At 67.3% G+C, this 14,783-nt stretch carries 13 protein-coding genes; 7 read left to right on the top strand and 6 right to left on the bottom strand.

Features of this window, described 5'->3' with window-relative positions:
* Positions 1–8: 8 nt before the first annotated feature.
* From zwf to ehuA, 7 genes are all read left to right on the top strand, one after another.
* Positions 9–1,550, top strand: a complete 1,542-nt coding sequence (gene zwf, locus GH2_RS18910) for a glucose-6-phosphate dehydrogenase (protein WP_066171815.1) — start codon at positions 9–11, stop codon at positions 1,548–1,550.
* Positions 1,547–2,458 carry a glucose-6-phosphate dehydrogenase assembly protein OpcA gene (locus tag GH2_RS18905; RefSeq protein ID WP_174545366.1) on the top strand — a complete coding sequence of 304 codons (912 nt, stop codon included), beginning with the start codon at positions 1,547–1,549 and terminating at the stop codon, positions 2,456–2,458. The genes zwf and GH2_RS18905 overlap by 4 nt, the downstream gene beginning before the upstream one ends.
* Positions 2,459–2,493: 35 nt before the next feature.
* Positions 2,494–3,225 (top strand): 6-phosphogluconolactonase, encoded by a 732-nt coding sequence (pgl, locus tag GH2_RS18900; protein ID WP_066171811.1) that lies wholly within the window; start codon positions 2,494–2,496, stop codon positions 3,223–3,225.
* A 198-nt stretch (positions 3,226–3,423) separates the two neighbouring features.
* The gene (gene ehuB / locus GH2_RS18895; RefSeq protein WP_066171809.1) at positions 3,424–4,314 is read left to right on the top strand and encodes an ectoine/hydroxyectoine ABC transporter substrate-binding protein EhuB; all 891 of its coding nucleotides are present in this window, start codon (positions 3,424–3,426) and stop codon (positions 4,312–4,314) included.
* A 22-nt stretch (positions 4,315–4,336) separates the two neighbouring features.
* Positions 4,337–5,071, top strand: coding sequence for an ectoine/hydroxyectoine ABC transporter permease subunit EhuC (gene ehuC, locus GH2_RS18890; protein WP_066171807.1), 735 nt, complete (start codon positions 4,337–4,339; stop codon positions 5,069–5,071).
* A complete protein-coding gene (gene ehuD, locus GH2_RS18885) occupies positions 5,071–5,712 on the top strand; it encodes an ectoine/hydroxyectoine ABC transporter permease subunit EhuD (RefSeq protein ID WP_066171805.1) in 642 nt (213 codons plus the stop codon). The genes ehuC and ehuD overlap by 1 nt, the downstream gene beginning before the upstream one ends.
* A gap of 16 nt (positions 5,713–5,728) precedes the next feature.
* The gene (gene ehuA, locus GH2_RS18880; protein ID WP_066171803.1) at positions 5,729–6,484 is read left to right on the top strand and encodes an ectoine/hydroxyectoine ABC transporter ATP-binding protein EhuA; all 756 of its coding nucleotides are present in this window, start codon (positions 5,729–5,731) and stop codon (positions 6,482–6,484) included.
* A gap of 36 nt (positions 6,485–6,520) precedes the next feature.
* On the opposite strand, the gene ppc is transcribed toward ehuA, so the two are convergent.
* From ppc to gap, 6 genes are all read right to left on the bottom strand, one after another.
* Positions 6,521–9,349: a phosphoenolpyruvate carboxylase gene (ppc, locus tag GH2_RS18875; protein ID WP_066171921.1), complete on the bottom strand. Its 2,829-nt coding sequence runs from the start codon at positions 9,347–9,349 to the stop codon at positions 6,521–6,523.
* 58 nt (positions 9,350–9,407) lie between these two features.
* Entirely contained in the window at positions 9,408–11,126 is a 1,719-nt protein-coding gene (locus GH2_RS18870; RefSeq protein WP_084247631.1) for a cation:proton antiporter domain-containing protein, read from the bottom strand.
* Positions 11,127–11,250: 124 nt separating this feature from the next.
* Complete coding sequence (gene secG, locus GH2_RS18865; protein WP_066171800.1) at positions 11,251–11,484, bottom strand: preprotein translocase subunit SecG; 234 nt, start codon at positions 11,482–11,484, stop codon at positions 11,251–11,253.
* A 187-nt stretch (positions 11,485–11,671) separates the two neighbouring features.
* Entirely contained in the window at positions 11,672–12,457 is a 786-nt protein-coding gene (tpiA, locus tag GH2_RS18860) for a triose-phosphate isomerase (RefSeq protein WP_066171796.1), read from the bottom strand.
* Entirely contained in the window at positions 12,454–13,671 is a 1,218-nt protein-coding gene (locus tag GH2_RS18855; RefSeq protein ID WP_066171794.1) for a phosphoglycerate kinase, read from the bottom strand. Before GH2_RS18855 ends, tpiA begins: the two co-directional genes overlap by 4 nt.
* A gap of 20 nt (positions 13,672–13,691) precedes the next feature.
* Entirely contained in the window at positions 13,692–14,711 is a 1,020-nt protein-coding gene (gap, locus tag GH2_RS18850) for a type I glyceraldehyde-3-phosphate dehydrogenase (RefSeq protein ID WP_066171791.1), read from the bottom strand.
* Positions 14,712–14,783 lie beyond the last annotated feature (72 nt).

The following is a 14,783-nucleotide window of genomic DNA, read 5'->3' as shown; positions in this document are numbered from 1 at the left end:
TGACAGCCATGGCACGTGCGGACAAGCCGACGTGGACCAATCCGCTTCGCGATCCGCACGACACGCGAATGCCGCGGATCGCCGGACCGTCGGCCCTGGTGATCTTCGGCGTCACCGGCGACCTCGCTCGCCGGAAGCTGATGCCCGCGATCTACGACCTCGCCAATCGCGGACTCCTGCCGCCCAGCTTCGCGTTGATCGGGTTCGCCCGGCGCGACTGGGCGCACGAGGACTTCGCCGAGGTGGTTCGCGACGCCGTGAAGGCGGGCTGCCGGACCGGCTTCCGCCAGGAGGTCTGGGATCGGTTGAGCGAGGGCATCCGCTTCGTCGCGGGCACCTTCGAGGACGATGACGCGTTCGCCCAGTTGCAGCGCACGTTGACCGACCTCGACGCCGAGCGTGGCACCGACGGGAACCACGCGTACTACCTGTCGATTCCGCCGAAGGCCTTCCCCACGGTGCTCGCCCAGCTGCGCCGGACGGGGATGGCCGATCCGACCGGCGACAGTTGGCGTCGCGTCGTCATCGAGAAGCCCTTCGGGCACGATCTTGAGAGCGCGCAGGAGCTGAACAGCCTCGTCGGCAGCGTCTTCCCCGAGGAGTCGGTCTTCCGGATCGACCACTATCTCGGCAAGGAGACGGTCCAGAACATCCTGGCGCTCCGGTTCGCCAACCAGTTGTTCGATCCGCTGTGGAGCGCGCACTACGTGGACCACGTGCAGATCACCATGGCCGAGGACATCGGGCTCGGCGGTCGTGCCGGGTATTACGACGGCATCGGCGCCGCGCGCGACGTGATCCAGAACCACCTGCTTCAACTGCTGGCGCTGGTCGCCATGGAGGAACCGGTCTCGTTCTCGCCCCGACACCTCCAGATCGAGAAGATCAAGGTGCTCTCGTCGACGCGGAACATCACCCCGATCGCCGAGAACTCGGCGCGGGGACAGTACGCGGCCGGGTGGCAGGGATCCGAACCGGTGGTCGGGCTCAAAGAGGAGGAGGGCTTCTCCCCCGACTCCACGACGGAGACGTTCGCGGCCATCGCCCTGGAGGTCGACACGCGACGCTGGGCGGGCGTGCCCTTCTATCTGCGCACCGGTAAGCGCCTCGGGCGGCGCGTCACCGAGATCGCCCTGGTCTTCAAACGCGCTCCGCACCTGCCGTTCGACGACACCATGACCGAGGAGCTGGGACAGAACGCCCTGGTCATCCGCGTGCAGCCGGACGAGGGCGTCACCCTGCGCTTCGGCTCCAAAGTACCGGGCAGCGGCATGGAGGTCCGCGACGTCAACATGGACTTCTCGTACGGCGGCGCGTTCACCGTGTCCTCGCCCGAGGCGTACGAGCGGCTGCTGCTCGACGTCATGCTCGGCGAGCCGTCGTTGTTTCCGGTCGACGAGGAAGTGGAGCTCAGCTGGCAGATCCTCGATCCGGTCCTCGAGGAGTGGGCGGCTGCGGGCACCCCGGACGAGTACGAGTCCGGCACCTGGGGTCCCCCGTCCGCCGACGAGATGATGGCCCGGACCGGACGAGTGTGGAGGCGCCCGTGATCGTCGACCTGCCCGACACCACGACCGAGGAGATCAGCAAGAAGATCGTCTCCCTGCGTCGCACCGGCGGCGCGGTGACGCTCGGTCGCGTCCTCTCGCTCGTGATCGACCTGGACGACGGCGACCACGTCGAAGACGCCGTGGCGGCGTCCAACAAGGCCAGCCGCGAGCATCCGTGCCGCGTCATCATGGTGGTCCGCCACGACCGTTCCGAACACTCCCGACTCGACGCCGAACTGCGCGTCGGCGGCGATGCGGGCGCCTCGGAGGTGGTCGTGCTGCATCTCACGGGCCGGCTCGCCGACCATCCGCACGCGGTCGTGACCCCGTTCCTGCTCCCCGACACCCCCGTCGTCACCTGGTGGCCGGGTCGCGCTCCGGCCCGACCGTCCGACGCGCCGCTCGGCCGGTTGGCGTCGCGGCGCATCACCGACAGTCGGCGCAGTGGCGATCCGGGAGCGCTGCTGAGTGCTCGACGTGTCGGGTACGCGCCCGGCGACACCGATCTCGCCTGGGCGGCGATCACCCAGTGGCGCGCGATGCTGGTGTCCGCGCTCGACCGCCCGCCGCACACCGACATCGTCAGCGCGTCGGTCACCGGACCGCACGACCTGGCGGGTCTCGACCTGTTCGCCGGTTGGCTCGCGTCCGCGCTCGACGTTCCGGTGACCCGGGTCGACGGCGACATGTCGGTCACCCTCGTCCGGTCCGACGGCGAGCTGTCGATGAGCGTCGGCCCCGAGGGCGGGGTGCTGCGCAGCACCGGTCACCCCGACGGCCGCTCGCACTGGGCACGGCGCACCACCGCCGAATGCCTCGCCGAGGAACTGCGCAGTCTCGACGCCGACGAGGTGTACGAGAGCGCTTTGCACGGCCTGTCCGGCGTGACTCACCAGGAGCGGCACTGAGCCGCGACGACCACCGCGATCCACGAGGAGAGACTGTGACCGACCGGACCGAACGCCTGATCTTCGACTCAGCGAGCGAATTGGTGAGCACTGCGGCGGCGCGGTTCGCCGCAACGGTGGCGACGGCCCAGCGTGAGCGGGGACTCGCCACCGTCGCGCTCACCGGCGGCAGCAACGGCATCGCTCTGCTGCGCGCGCTGGCCGTCGACAGCGGTGCCGTCGACTGGTCCCGCATCGAGATCTACTGGGGCGATGAACGCTTTGTTCCGGCCGACGATCCCGAACGCAACGAGTTGCAGGCACGCGAGGCACTGCTCGATCACGTCGCGGTGGATCCGGCGCGCGTCCACGCCATTCCCGCCTCCGACGGCGCGTTCGGCGACGACATCGACGCCGCCATGCGCGACTACCGCCGACTGGTGTGCCACGACACGGTGTTCGACGTCCACCTCCTCGGCATGGGCGGCGAAGGCCACGTGAACTCTCTGTTCCCGCACACCGACGCCACCGCGGAGGACGATCTCACCGTCGTCGCCGTGACCGACTCTCCCAAGCCGCCGCCGCGTCGGATCACCCTCACCTTCCCGGTCATCAACGCCTCGCGCGAGGTCTGGTTCCTGGTCTCCGGCGCGGAGAAGGCCGAGGCCGTCGCCGCTGCCGCGGCCGCAGCGTCGCGGCACGACTGGCCGTGTGCCGGCGCCCAGGGCACCGAGCGGACCGTGTGGTTCCTCGATCGCTCGGCCGCCGCCGATCTTCCGCTGTCCTAAGCCTTCTCGCCCGTGCCGCCGTCGGGACGGGTTGCGGAAAATCGCCCATCTCGTCGTTGATGTCTTGCTACGGTCAGTGCACCCGATAGTCAAGAGATCGAACATACGAAACCTTGGGCGCCGAGCACCGGTGTGACACCTGGCGAAGCCATCACTGCGCTGCGGATTGGTCGACGCTCAGCGGGGAGAAGGCACCTCATGAAGTATCGACGCAATCACCGACACCTGATGCGCAAGGGCGCAGCACTGCTCGCCTCCGTCGCCATCGCGGCGACCGCACTGACCGCGTGCACGAAGACCGATGAGGAGGCGACGACGCTCGAATCCCTCCGGGAGAAGGGCACCGTCACCGTCGCGTATGCGAACGAGGCCCCGTACTCGTTCGAGAAGGACGGCCAACTCACCGGCGGGACCATCGCCCTCCACCGCGAAGTGTTCAAGCGGCTGGGCGTTCCCAATCTCGAGGGTGTCAAGACCGACTGGGGCGGCCTGATCCCCGGCCTCAATGCGAAGCGCTACGACCTGGTGAGCGCAGGCATGTCCATCACTCCGGAACGCTGCGGCCAGGCGGCGTTCAGCGTGCCGGAGATCAACTACACCACCGCACTGATGGTGAAGCCGGGCAACCCGATGAACCTGTCGGACATGGACACGGTCAAGGCCTCCGGCGCCAAGATGGCTGCCATGACCGGCGCCATCGAAGCCGATTATGCCGATGAGCTGAACATCTCGAACCTGATGCTCGTCAAGGATCAGCAGTCCGGCATCGACGCCGTCAACTCCGGGCGGGCCGATGTGTTCGCCCTGACCGCGGTGTCGCTGAAGTACGCCAAGGACAACACCCCGGGCCTCAACGTGGAGGTGACGAAGCCGTTCATCGCCGTCATCGACGGCAAGGAGCAGAACCCGGCCGGTGCGACCGTGTTCCGGAAGGCCGACACCTCGCTGCGCGACGCCTACAACGAAGAGGTCAAGAAGATTCTCTCCGATCCGGCGGAGTACATGCGGATCCTCGGACCATTCGGGTTCACCGAGGAGAACATCCCCGCGGCCGACCTGACCACCGAGAAGCTGTGCAGCGGAGAGTGACGGCGACCGGGATCAGCCTTCGGTGAGTACCAACATCGACGCACTCGTCGATGCCCTGCCATCGCTGTGGCGGGGCATCGTCGTGACCATCGAACTGACCGCGGGCGGCGGCCTCCTGGCCTTCCTGCTGGCCGTCGTGCTCGGCACCGCCGTCCGGGTCCGGTCGCTGCCGATCCGCTTCGTGGTACGGGTCCTGATCGAGTTCTTCCGAGGCACGTCACTCGTCGTGCAGTTGTTCTGGTTGTTCTACGTCCTGCCGCTGTTCGGTTACCAGCTCGACCCGATGCTCTGCGGCGTCCTGGCGCTGGGTCTCAACTACGGGGCCTACGGCGCCGAGGTGGTCCGCGGCGCGCTGGACGCGGTGCCTGCCGGGCAGCTCGAAGCCGCGGTGGCGCTGAACTTCAACGCACGCCAGCGGCTGACGCGGGTGGTGTTCCCGCAGGCGTGGGCCATGATGATCCCGTCGCTCGGGAACTTCTTGATCCACCTGCTCAAGGGCACCGCCTTCGCCTCGTTCATCACGTTGCAGGACCTGACGGCGGGCATCGTGGATCTGCAGAAGACCACCGGCGCGACGATCTTCTCGTTCGGCATCGGTCTGGTGATCTACTTTGTTCTGGCCTATCTGGTCTCGCTGCTGATCAATCTGGCGGAGGCGCGCGCCAAGCATCGACTGGGCCGCGGTCCGTCGCTGCGGGAGGTTTTGCGCTTCCGCCCGGCGTCTGCCGACACCGTTCGGGGCGGGGTGAGTCTCTGATGGACTGGAGTTGGGAACGCGCGAACGACGCGCTGCCGGTCCTCGCCGAGGGCTTCAAGATCACCTTGTTGGCCACGCTGATCGGGTTCGCCATCGCGGCCGTGCTCGGCCTGGTGATCGCCGTGATCCGCCGATCGGGGCCACGCTGGCTCGCCGTTCCGGTGCATGCGGTGATCGAGTTCATCCGACTCACGCCACTGGTCATGCAGCTGCTGTTCATCTTCATCCTGGTGCCCGGCCTGTCGCCGCTGACCATCGGTTTCACCGTCCTGGGCGTGCACTACTCGAGCTATATGGCGGAGGTCTATCGCGCAGGCATCGAGGCGATTCCCGCGGGTCAGTGGGAAGCGGCCCGAGCCCTGTCGTTGCCGCCGGTGCGCACGTGGCGTGCGGTCATCCTGCCGCAGGTGGTCCGGAACTCCACGCCCGCACTCGGCAACAACGCGGTGTCGATGTTCAAGGACACGCCCTATCTCTTCACCATCTCCGTGGTCGAGCTCGTGACTGCTGCGCAGACGTTCGGCGCCGCGCACTTCGCGTTCCTCGAAGCCTTCACGCTCGCCGGCGCGTTCTTCCTGATCGCGAGCTACCCGACCTCGGTTCTCATCCGACGACTGGAGAAACGCCTTGCCCCGCGATGACGCAACCCTTGCCGCCATGATCCGGTTCGACGACGTCGTCAAGCGCTTCGGTTCGCACACCGTCCTCGACCACCTCGACTTCTCGGTCGACCGCGGCGACAAGGTGACCTTGATCGGACCGAGCGGCTCCGGGAAGACGACCATCCTGCGTCTGCTCATGACCCTCGAGACCGTCTCCGACGGCGTGATCTGGGTCGACGGGAAGCCGCTCACTCATGAGTACCGCGGGACGCGGTTGGTGCCCGCCAAGGAGAAGTCGCTGCGGGAGGCCAGGAAGAACATCGGGATGGTGTTTCAGCAGTTCAATCTGTTCCCGAACATGACCGTGCTGCAGAACATCACCGAAGCCCCGGTCCATGTGCTGGGCCAGACCCGCGACCAGGCGGTCCAACAGGCGAAGGTGTTGTTGGACATGGTCGGCCTCAGCGACAAGGAGTCCGCGCATCCGCACCAGCTCTCCGGCGGTCAGCAGCAGCGCGTGGCGATCGCGCGCTGTCTGGCGATGAGCCCGCAGGTGATGCTCCTCGACGAGGTGACCTCCGCGCTCGACCCGGAACTGGTCGACGGCGTCCTCGCGGTCTTGCGCGACATCGCCACCAGCACCGACATCACCATGCTGATCGTGACGCATGAGATGCGCTTCGCGCGCGAGGTGTCCGACCGAGTCCTGATGTTCGACGCCGGACGCATCGCCGAAGAGGGCCCTCCCGAGCAGATCTTCGAGGATCCCCGCGAAGAACGGACTCGGGAGTTCCTCAAAGCGGTGCTGTAGCGAGCCCGCGAGACCGTCTCGCCGCTGTTCCCCCGGCTACCCGCTGTTCCTCAGCGCGGTCGCGAGACCGTTCATCGTCAGTTGGATTCCGCGGCGGATCAGCGGCGAGTCCTCCCCCGCGCGGAATCGTTGGAGGAGTTCCACCTGCAGCAGGTTCAGCGGCTCCAGGTACGGAAACCGGTTGTACACCGAGCGTTTGAGTGCGGCGTTGTCTGCGAGGAGGTCGTCGGTTCCGGCGATCTGCGCGTAGACGGCGATGGTGCGCTCGTGCTCGGCGACGATCATCGAGAAGACCCGCTCGCGGAGATCGGCATCGGGCACCAGCTGGGCGTAGCGATGAGCCAGACCCATGTCGGACTTGGCAAGCACCTGCGCCATGTTCGACATGACGGACCGGAAGAACGGCCAGTTCTCGTAGTAGTCGCGGAGCTTCGCGAGCCGCTCGGCGTCGTCGCCCGCCCACGCCTGCACCGCACTGCCGACCCCGTACCACCCCGGCAGCATCACGCGGCACTGGGTCCACGACAGCACCCACGGGATGGCCCGCAGGTCGCTGATCGCCGTGGTCTGCTTCCGCGAGGTCGGCCGACTGCCGATGTTCAGTGCGCCGATCTCCGACAGCGGTGTCGATGCGGTGAAGTACTCGACGAACCCGGGCGTCTGGTGCACCAGCGCACTGTAGGACTGACGAGCCAGCTCGGCGAGCTCGTCGAAGTCGGCGTACGCCTGCGCGGGATCGGCCAACCCCTCGGTGTTCAGCAGCGACGATTCGATGGTGGCGGCCAGGAGCGATTCCAGATTGCGTCGAGCGCTGACCGGCTCGGCGTACTTCGCGGCGATGATCTCGCCCTGTTCGGTCAACCTGAGTGCACCCTGCACGGCCCCCGGCGGCTGGGCCAGGATCGCGTCGTAGCTCGGTCCGCCGCCTCGGCCGACGGTGCCCCCACGGCCGTGGAACAGGCGCAGCCGCACGTCGGCGTCGCGCGCCGCCTCGACCAAGTCCAGCTCGGCACGGTACAGCGCCCAGTTGGCGGCCAGGTATCCGCCGTCCTTGTTCGAGTCGGAGTACCCGAGCATCACCTCTTGCGTATTGGCCTGCGTCCGAACGAGTTCCCGATAGAAGTCGAGCGCGAGCGTGGCCGTCAGGGTCGCGGCGCCATCGCGGAGATCCTCGATCGTCTCGAACAGCGGCACCACACGAACGCTGCACGACGGCGTCTCCCCCGGCTGATAGAGGCCGGCCTCCTTCAACAGGATCAGCGCTTCCAACATGTCCGACACCGACGTGCACATGCTGATGATGTAGTTGGGCACGGCGCGTGGGCCGAACCGGTCGACGGCGCCCGCGGCCGCGTGGACCACTCCGAGTTCTTTCACCGCGAGCTCGCTGAGCTCGGCCTCGGGCGAGGTGAGCGGGCGGCGGGAGGTGAGCTCGCGACACAGCAACTCGACGCGCTCCGCCTCGCCGAGTGCTGCGTAATCGTCGCAGACGCCGGCCCAGGACAGCAGTTCGGCGACCACCTCCTCGTGTGTCTCGGAGTTCTGCCTCATGTCCAGTCCGGACAGATGGAACCCGAATGTACGAACCGCTTCGCGGAGCGCTCCGAGGCGATCATCGGCGATGGGCCCGTCGAACGCCTGGCGCAGCGCGTCGTCGAGCACGTCGAGGTCGGCCAGGAACTCGTCGGCGTCGGCGTAGGGCCGGGCGGCGTGCGCGAGGGCACGGTCTGCCGGATCCACGACGTCGGCGCCGAGCGTCTGTAGTGCTCGCGCCAGCACCCGCGATCGGATGGCGGTGACGGCGGACCGGAAGGGCTCGTCGTCGGTGTCGGCCGGCTCGTCGCCGGGTGCGAACCCTACGCCCAGGGCGGTCAACGAGGCGGTGACCGGTCGCATCAGGCGCGCGGAGAGACTGAGCTCCTGGTGCAGCGCCGACAGTTGCTCGAGATGGTGCTGCATGGCGGCGCGCGCGGCGCTCGACGACGCCTCGGTGACCACGTCGGCCGTCACGAACGGATTGCCGTCTCGGTCACCGCCGATCCACGACCCCATGCTGATCATCGACATCCCGCTGAAATCGGCGTCCGGATAGGCGCTGGCCAGCGCCGCCCGGACGTCGTTGTTGAGGGCGGGCACCACGTCGAAGAACGAGGCGCCGTAGTACCGGAGTCCGGTCACGATCTCGTCGGAGATGGTGAGTCGACGGAGCCGGATCAGCGCGGTCTGCCACAGCAGGAGGATCTGCCTGCCGATATCGGCCGACAGCGCGGCCTCCTCGCTGGGCGTGAGCTCTGTTCTGGCGCGCACGCGCATCAACTCGGTGATGCGGTTCTGGGCGTCGAACACGCTGCGCCTGCGGGTTTCGGTGGGATGCGCGGTGATCACCGGCACCACTTCGGCGCCGGTGAGTGCCGCCGCGACCTCGGCGCCGGTCAGGCCGGCCTCCGCGAGTTCGGCGAACGCCGCGGCCAGGGACGACGGTTGAGCCGGATCCCCGGCGCGCAGGTGAATCCGCCTGCGTCGTTCTCGGTGCAGATCCTCGGCGAGGTTGGCCAGCAGCGCGAAGTTGGTGAACGCCCGGATGACCGACATCAGCTCGGACACCTCACGTCCCACATAGCGTGCCGCGAGATCGTCCCGCGTCACGTCGGCGTAGCGGATGCCGAACGCATCCGTGCGGGAGTCCTCGACGAGGCGGAAGGTCTCCTCGCCCGCGTGTGAGCGGATGACGTCACCGAGCAGCCCGCCGAGATACCGGATGTCGTCGCGCAGCGGTTCGGTCAGGGCGCGCCCGGCGTCGTCGACGCTGATCCGCTCGACCATCGGGGTAGCGATCGCCCGCGCGATCGCATCGGTGTCGGGCATGTCGGTCACGGGAGACGATCCAGTATCTGCCATGCCACCAACGTACTTTGGGGACGCCTCACCCGTCGCCCGACCGGAGATCGTCACGCACCCGCGCTTCGCGTGCTCCGGTCCAGCGCGTGGTGGCCTCGTGCCTGCCGTGCGCCCGCGGATCCCGCTGGTGCCGCCCGACGGGCCGGTCCGACTCCGTGCGGGGCGGAGGATCGCCGTCGGCGGCGGCCACGGCGCGGTCGGCGAGGGCCTCGCCCGCACCGTGGTACAGCAGGATCACGACGTCGATTCCCATGTCCTCGAGTTCTTGGACGTCTTCCCGATACAGGGCGACCGACGCCACCACCGCCTCACCGTCGCCGACCCGCCGGAGTTCGCGCAACGCCTCGATGTTCGCGTACTGCGCGGGCATCGCCAGCATGATCACCTTGATGTTGCCGGTGTCGACCACGCGCGCCCAGAAGTCGTAGTCGGTGGCATCGGCCTCCAGGACCTGGTAGCCGCGATCGACGAGCTGCTTGGTCCGATTCGGGTCGTGTTCCACGCCGAGGACCCGGTAACCGTGCTCCTGTGAGAGTTGCCGATACGCCGACGATCCGACGCGCCCCATCCCGAGCACGATCGCCTCGGCGTCGCCGATGTCGATCAACCGGTCCTCGGGGTGAATCCGTTCGGGCGGCCGGGTGGGAAGCCTGCGCGCGAACGCCGAGACGGCCGACACGCTCGTCGGATTCATCACACCGGCGAGGACGAACCCGCCCGACACCGCGATCACCAGGGTCAGCAGCCAACTCTCCGACAGCCAGCCGTCCTCCGCCCCGAGTTCGGCGACGATCAGCGCGAACTCCGAGTAGTTGGCGAGCGCGAGAGTGGCCAGCACCGCGGTGCGGTTGCGCAGGCCGAACAACCACAGCAGTCCCCAGTAGCAGAACGCCTGGACCGGAACCAGCAGTAGGAGGCTCAGTCCGACGGCGACGTTGGCCCACGTCGGGATGCCGTGGAAGCCGATGGAGACGAAGAAGGCGACGAGCAGGAGATCTTTGACCCGGAACAGGGCGTTCGACAGTTGGTCGGCCCCGGGGCGTCGAGCCAGCAGGACGCCCATCATGAGCGCACCGAGACTGCCGGACAAGCCCACCGAGGTGAACAGCAGGTACCCGGGGATCAGCGCCATGCCGATGCCGAACAGCATCTCCATCTCGCCGTGCCCGATCCGCGACCAGTACTTGCCCGCCCAGCCGATCAGCGGCAGCACCACCACCAGGCCCAGCGCCCACGGGCTCGGCATCTCTCCGCTCGACGCCGAGATCAGGACCACCGCGGCGATGTCCTGCATCACCAGCACACCGATGACGATCCGCCCATAAAGGGCCTGCTCGTCGCCGCGCTCCTGTAGAACTTTGACCGCCACGATGGTGCTGGAGAACGACAGCGCCACCGCGATCGCGATAGCCACGCGGAAGTCTTCCGGCGCCACGAACCCGAGTGCCATCAGCCCCGCGACGAAGCCTGTGCCGACGACGCTCATCACGATGATGTGCAGCCCCGAGTTGAGCCACACCTCCTTCTTGATCAGCGACGTCACATCGAGCTGCAGCCCGATCGCGAACAGCAGGAGCATCACACCGATCTCAGCGACTTCGTCGACCCCGGTGATCTTCTCCACATGAGAGGCTTCGAGGAGGAATCCTGCGCCGAGAAATCCGATCAGCGGCGGGAGACGGACCACCTTCGCCACCAGACCGCACGCGAACACCACGGCCACATAGGTTGCGATGAGGTGCACGTCAGTACTGTAACCACGCGCGCGATGCGGCCGATGCGAACTGGCCGCCGAGACGAGTCTCGACGGCCAGGAAAGGCTGTGTGTTCCGACGTGCGCGTCGCGTCACGTCGGCGCAGGCGTCACCCTAGGTGTACTTGATGTCCAAGCCCACGCCGATGATCAGGATCAGCCAGATGATGCCGACGAACACGGTCAGGCGGTCGAGGTTCTTCTCGACGACCGACGAACCCGAGAGACTGGACTGGACGCCGCCGCCGAACAGCGACGACAGGCCACCGCCCTTGGCACGATGCAGCAGCACCAGAACGATCAGCATCACGCTGGTGATGATCAAGCCGACGTTGAGCGCGATAGTCACGGGTGGATGATCCTGTTCGTCGAGAGCTTCGGGCTGTCGATGCGGTCCGCCTCAACGAAGGTCCGCAAACAACAGTGGCAGGTCGCCCCCGTCGGGAGGCAACCTGCCACAGTCTACGCGATGGCGGCGACGACGAACGCAACCACCCGCGCGGGTTCTTCGGCCGTGTTGCGGCGCGTGTCCCGCTCTACAGCAGCGGACCGCCCGCGGCGATCGCCGACAGTTGAGCGAACTCGTCGGCCTTGAGCGAGGCTCCACCCACGAGCGCGCCGTCGACGTCGGCCTGAGCGATGAGCTCACCGACGTTCTTGGCGTTCACCGATCCGCCGTACAGGACCCGGACCGCGTCGGCGGTCGCCTGGTCGGACAGTTCCGCGACGGCGCCGCGAACCTCCTTGCAGACCTCCTGAGCGTCCGCCGCACTCGCGACGCGGCCGGTGCCGATGGCCCACACGGGCTCGTACGCCACGACCACCTTGGCGATCTCCTCCGTCGAGAGGCCGGCCAGCGAGGCCTTGATCTGCTCGACGTTGTAGGAGACGTGCTCACCGGCCTCGCGGACGTCCAGGCCCTCGCCGATGCAGACGATCGGGGTGAGCCCGTGACGCAGCGCAGCCTTGGTCTTGGCCAGCACGACCTCGTTGGTCTCACCGTGCAGACTGCGCCGCTCGGAGTGTCCGACGACGACGAAGGTGCAGCCCAGCTTCGCCAGGAAGGCGCCGCTGATCTCACCGGTGTACGCGCCCGAATCGTGTTCGGACAGGTCCTGCGCACCGTAGGTGAGCAGCAGCTTGTCGCCGTCGACGATCGTCTGGATGCTGCGGATGTCCGTGAACGGCGGGATCACCGTCACGTCGACCTTCTCGAAGTACTTCTCCGGTAGCGCGAACGCGATCTTCTGAACCAGCGCGATGGCCTCGTAGTGGTTCAGATTGCACTTCCAGTTGCCTGCGATCAGCGGGGTCCTGCTCACGACTGCACCTCCAGCACTGCCAGCCCGGGGAGCTCCTTGCCCTCCAGGTACTCCAGCGACGCACCGCCGCCGGTCGAGATGTGCGAGAACGCCTCATCCGGGATTCCCAGGGCGCGCACCGCCGCCGCCGAGTCGCCACCGCCGACGACGCTGTACGCGCCGTCCTTCGTGGCCTCGACGATCGCCTCGGCCACCCCGCGGGTGCCTGCGGCGAACTTCTCGAACTCGAACACGCCCGACGGGCCGTTCCAGAAGATCGTCTTGGCGCCGCGCAGGACCGCGGCGAATCGCTCGACGGTGCCCGGACCGATGTCCAGGCCCATGCCTTCGGTGAACCCGTCGGCGGTCTTCGCGATGCTGGTGTCGGCGTCGGCGGCGAACGCACTCGCGACGACGATGTCGTGCGGCAGGTGGATCACGTCGCCGAACTGATCGAGCAGACCCTTGCAGGTGTCGATCATGTCTTCCTGCATCAGCGAGTCGCCGACCGGACTGCCCTGCGCCTTGATGAAGGTGAAGGCCATGCCGCCGCCGATGACGAGGGTGTCGACCTTGGGCGCGAGTGCGTCGATGACGCCGAGCTTGTCGGACACCTTCGAGCCGCCGAGAACGACCGCGTAGGGACGTTCGACGTCCGAGGTCAGCTTCTTGAGGACCTCGACCTCGGTCGCGACCAGATCACCCGCGTACGACGGGAGCAGCGTGGCCACGTCGTAGACCGACGCCTGCTTGCGGTGCACGACGCCGAATCCGTCGGAGACGAAGGCGCCGTCGTCGCCGACCAGCTCGACGAGCGCCTTCGCGAGCTTGATCCGCTCGGCGTCGTCCTTGCTGGTCTCGCGAGCGTCGAAGCGGATGTTCTCCAGCAGCAGGACGTCGCCGTCGGTGAGTCCCTCGGCACGCGCGAGCGCGTCGGAGCCCACCACGTCGCCCGCGAGCTGGACGTTGCGGCCCAGTTCCTCGGACAGTCGTGCAGCGACCGGCGCCAGCGAGAGCGCCGGGTCCGGCTCGCCCGTGGGGCGACCCAGATGTGCGGTGATGATGACCTTGGCCCCGGCGTCGACGAGCTTCGCGATGGTCGGAGCGGACGCGATGATGCGCCCCGGGTCGGTGATCGTGCCGCCGTCGAGCGGAACGTTCAGATCCGAGCGCACCAACACGCCGCGGCCCGAGACTCCTTCGGCCAGAAGGTCTTCCAGAGTACGAACTGCCATGATGCTTTCCGTCACGATTCCTAGAGGGACTTCCCGACCAGACCGATGAGGTCGACGAGGCGGTTCGAGTAGCCCCACTCGTTGTCGTACCAAGAGACGGTCTTGGCCTGCTTGCCGATGACCTTGGTGAGGCCCGCGTCGATCAGCGAGGAGTGCGCATCGGTGACGATGTCGCTCGAGACGATCGGCGCGTCGTAGTACTTCATGATGCCCTTGAGCGGGCCTTCCGCAGCGGCCTTGAAGGCGGCATTGATGTCCTCGGCGGACGCCGACTTCTTGAGCTCCGAAGTGAGGTCGGTGACCGAACCGGTGGGGATCGGCACCCGCAGTGCGTAGCCGTCGAGCTTGCCGAGCAGCTCCGGAAGAACCAGGCCGATGGCCTTGGCGGCGCCGGTGCCGGTCGGAACGATGTTCACGGCGGCGGCGCGAGCGCGACGCAGGTCCTTGTGCGGGCCGTCCTGCAGGTTCTGGTCCTGCGTGTAGGCGTGAATGGTGGTCATCAGACCCTGCTCGATGCCGAACTCGTCGTTGAGCACCTTGGCCATCGGGCCGAGGCAGTTCGTGGTGCACGAGGCGTTGGAGATGATGTTCTGGCTGCCGTCGTACTTGTCGTCGTTGACGCCCATGACGATGGTGATGTCCTCATCGGAGGCCGGAGCCGAGATGATGACCTTCTTGGCACCGGCGTCGAGGTGACCCTGAGCCTTCGCGCGAGCGGTGAAGATGCCGGTCGACTCGACGACGACGTCGACGCCCAGGTCGCCCCACGGCAGCGCTGCCGGGCCTTCCTTGACCTCGAGAGCCTTGATCTTCATGTCGCCGACGACGATGGTGTCGTCGCCTTCGAGGTGCACGTCCTGCGGCAGACGGCCCAGGATGCTGTCGAACTTGAGGAGATGAGCCAGCGTGGCGTTGTCCGTCAGGTCGTTGACGGCGACGATCTCGATGTCGGTGGTTCCGAGCGCCTTCTGCGCCTCGACGGCGCGGAAGAAGTTGCGGCCGATGCGGCCGAAGCCGTTGACGCCTACCCGAACAGTCACAAGTTGCTCCTTAGCGGTGAGTGTAGAGCCGGCGGTTCTCGTACCGGCCCGCTCCACCCAGCCTAAACGTCG

The organism is Gordonia hydrophobica NBRC 16057 (assembly GCF_001592365.1).
GTDB classification, from domain to species: Bacteria; Actinomycetota; Actinomycetes; order Mycobacteriales; family Mycobacteriaceae; genus Gordonia; species Gordonia hydrophobica.
The sequence above is the reverse complement of the archived record's forward strand: the minus strand, read 5'-3'. Positions and strand labels throughout refer to the sequence as shown.

What these genes read in the sequence shown, in the direction of transcription:
- zwf (WP_066171815.1), top strand. Translation starts at nt 9, where the DNA reads ATGGCACGTGCGGACAAGCCGACGTGGACCAATCCGCTTCGCGATCCG.
- ehuA (WP_066171803.1), top strand. Translation starts at nt 5,729, where the DNA reads ATGATCCGGTTCGACGACGTCGTCAAGCGCTTCGGTTCGCACACCGTC.
- GH2_RS18855 (WP_066171794.1), bottom strand. Translation starts at nt 13,671, where the DNA reads ATGGCAGTTCGTACTCTGGAAGACCTTCTGGCCGAAGGAGTCTCGGGC.
- ehuD (WP_066171805.1), top strand. Translation starts at nt 5,071, where the DNA reads ATGGACTGGAGTTGGGAACGCGCGAACGACGCGCTGCCGGTCCTCGCC.
- ppc (WP_066171921.1), bottom strand. Translation starts at nt 9,349, where the DNA reads ATGCCCGACACCGATGCGATCGCGCGGGCGATCGCTACCCCGATGGTC.
- ehuB (WP_066171809.1), top strand. Translation starts at nt 3,424, where the DNA reads ATGAAGTATCGACGCAATCACCGACACCTGATGCGCAAGGGCGCAGCA.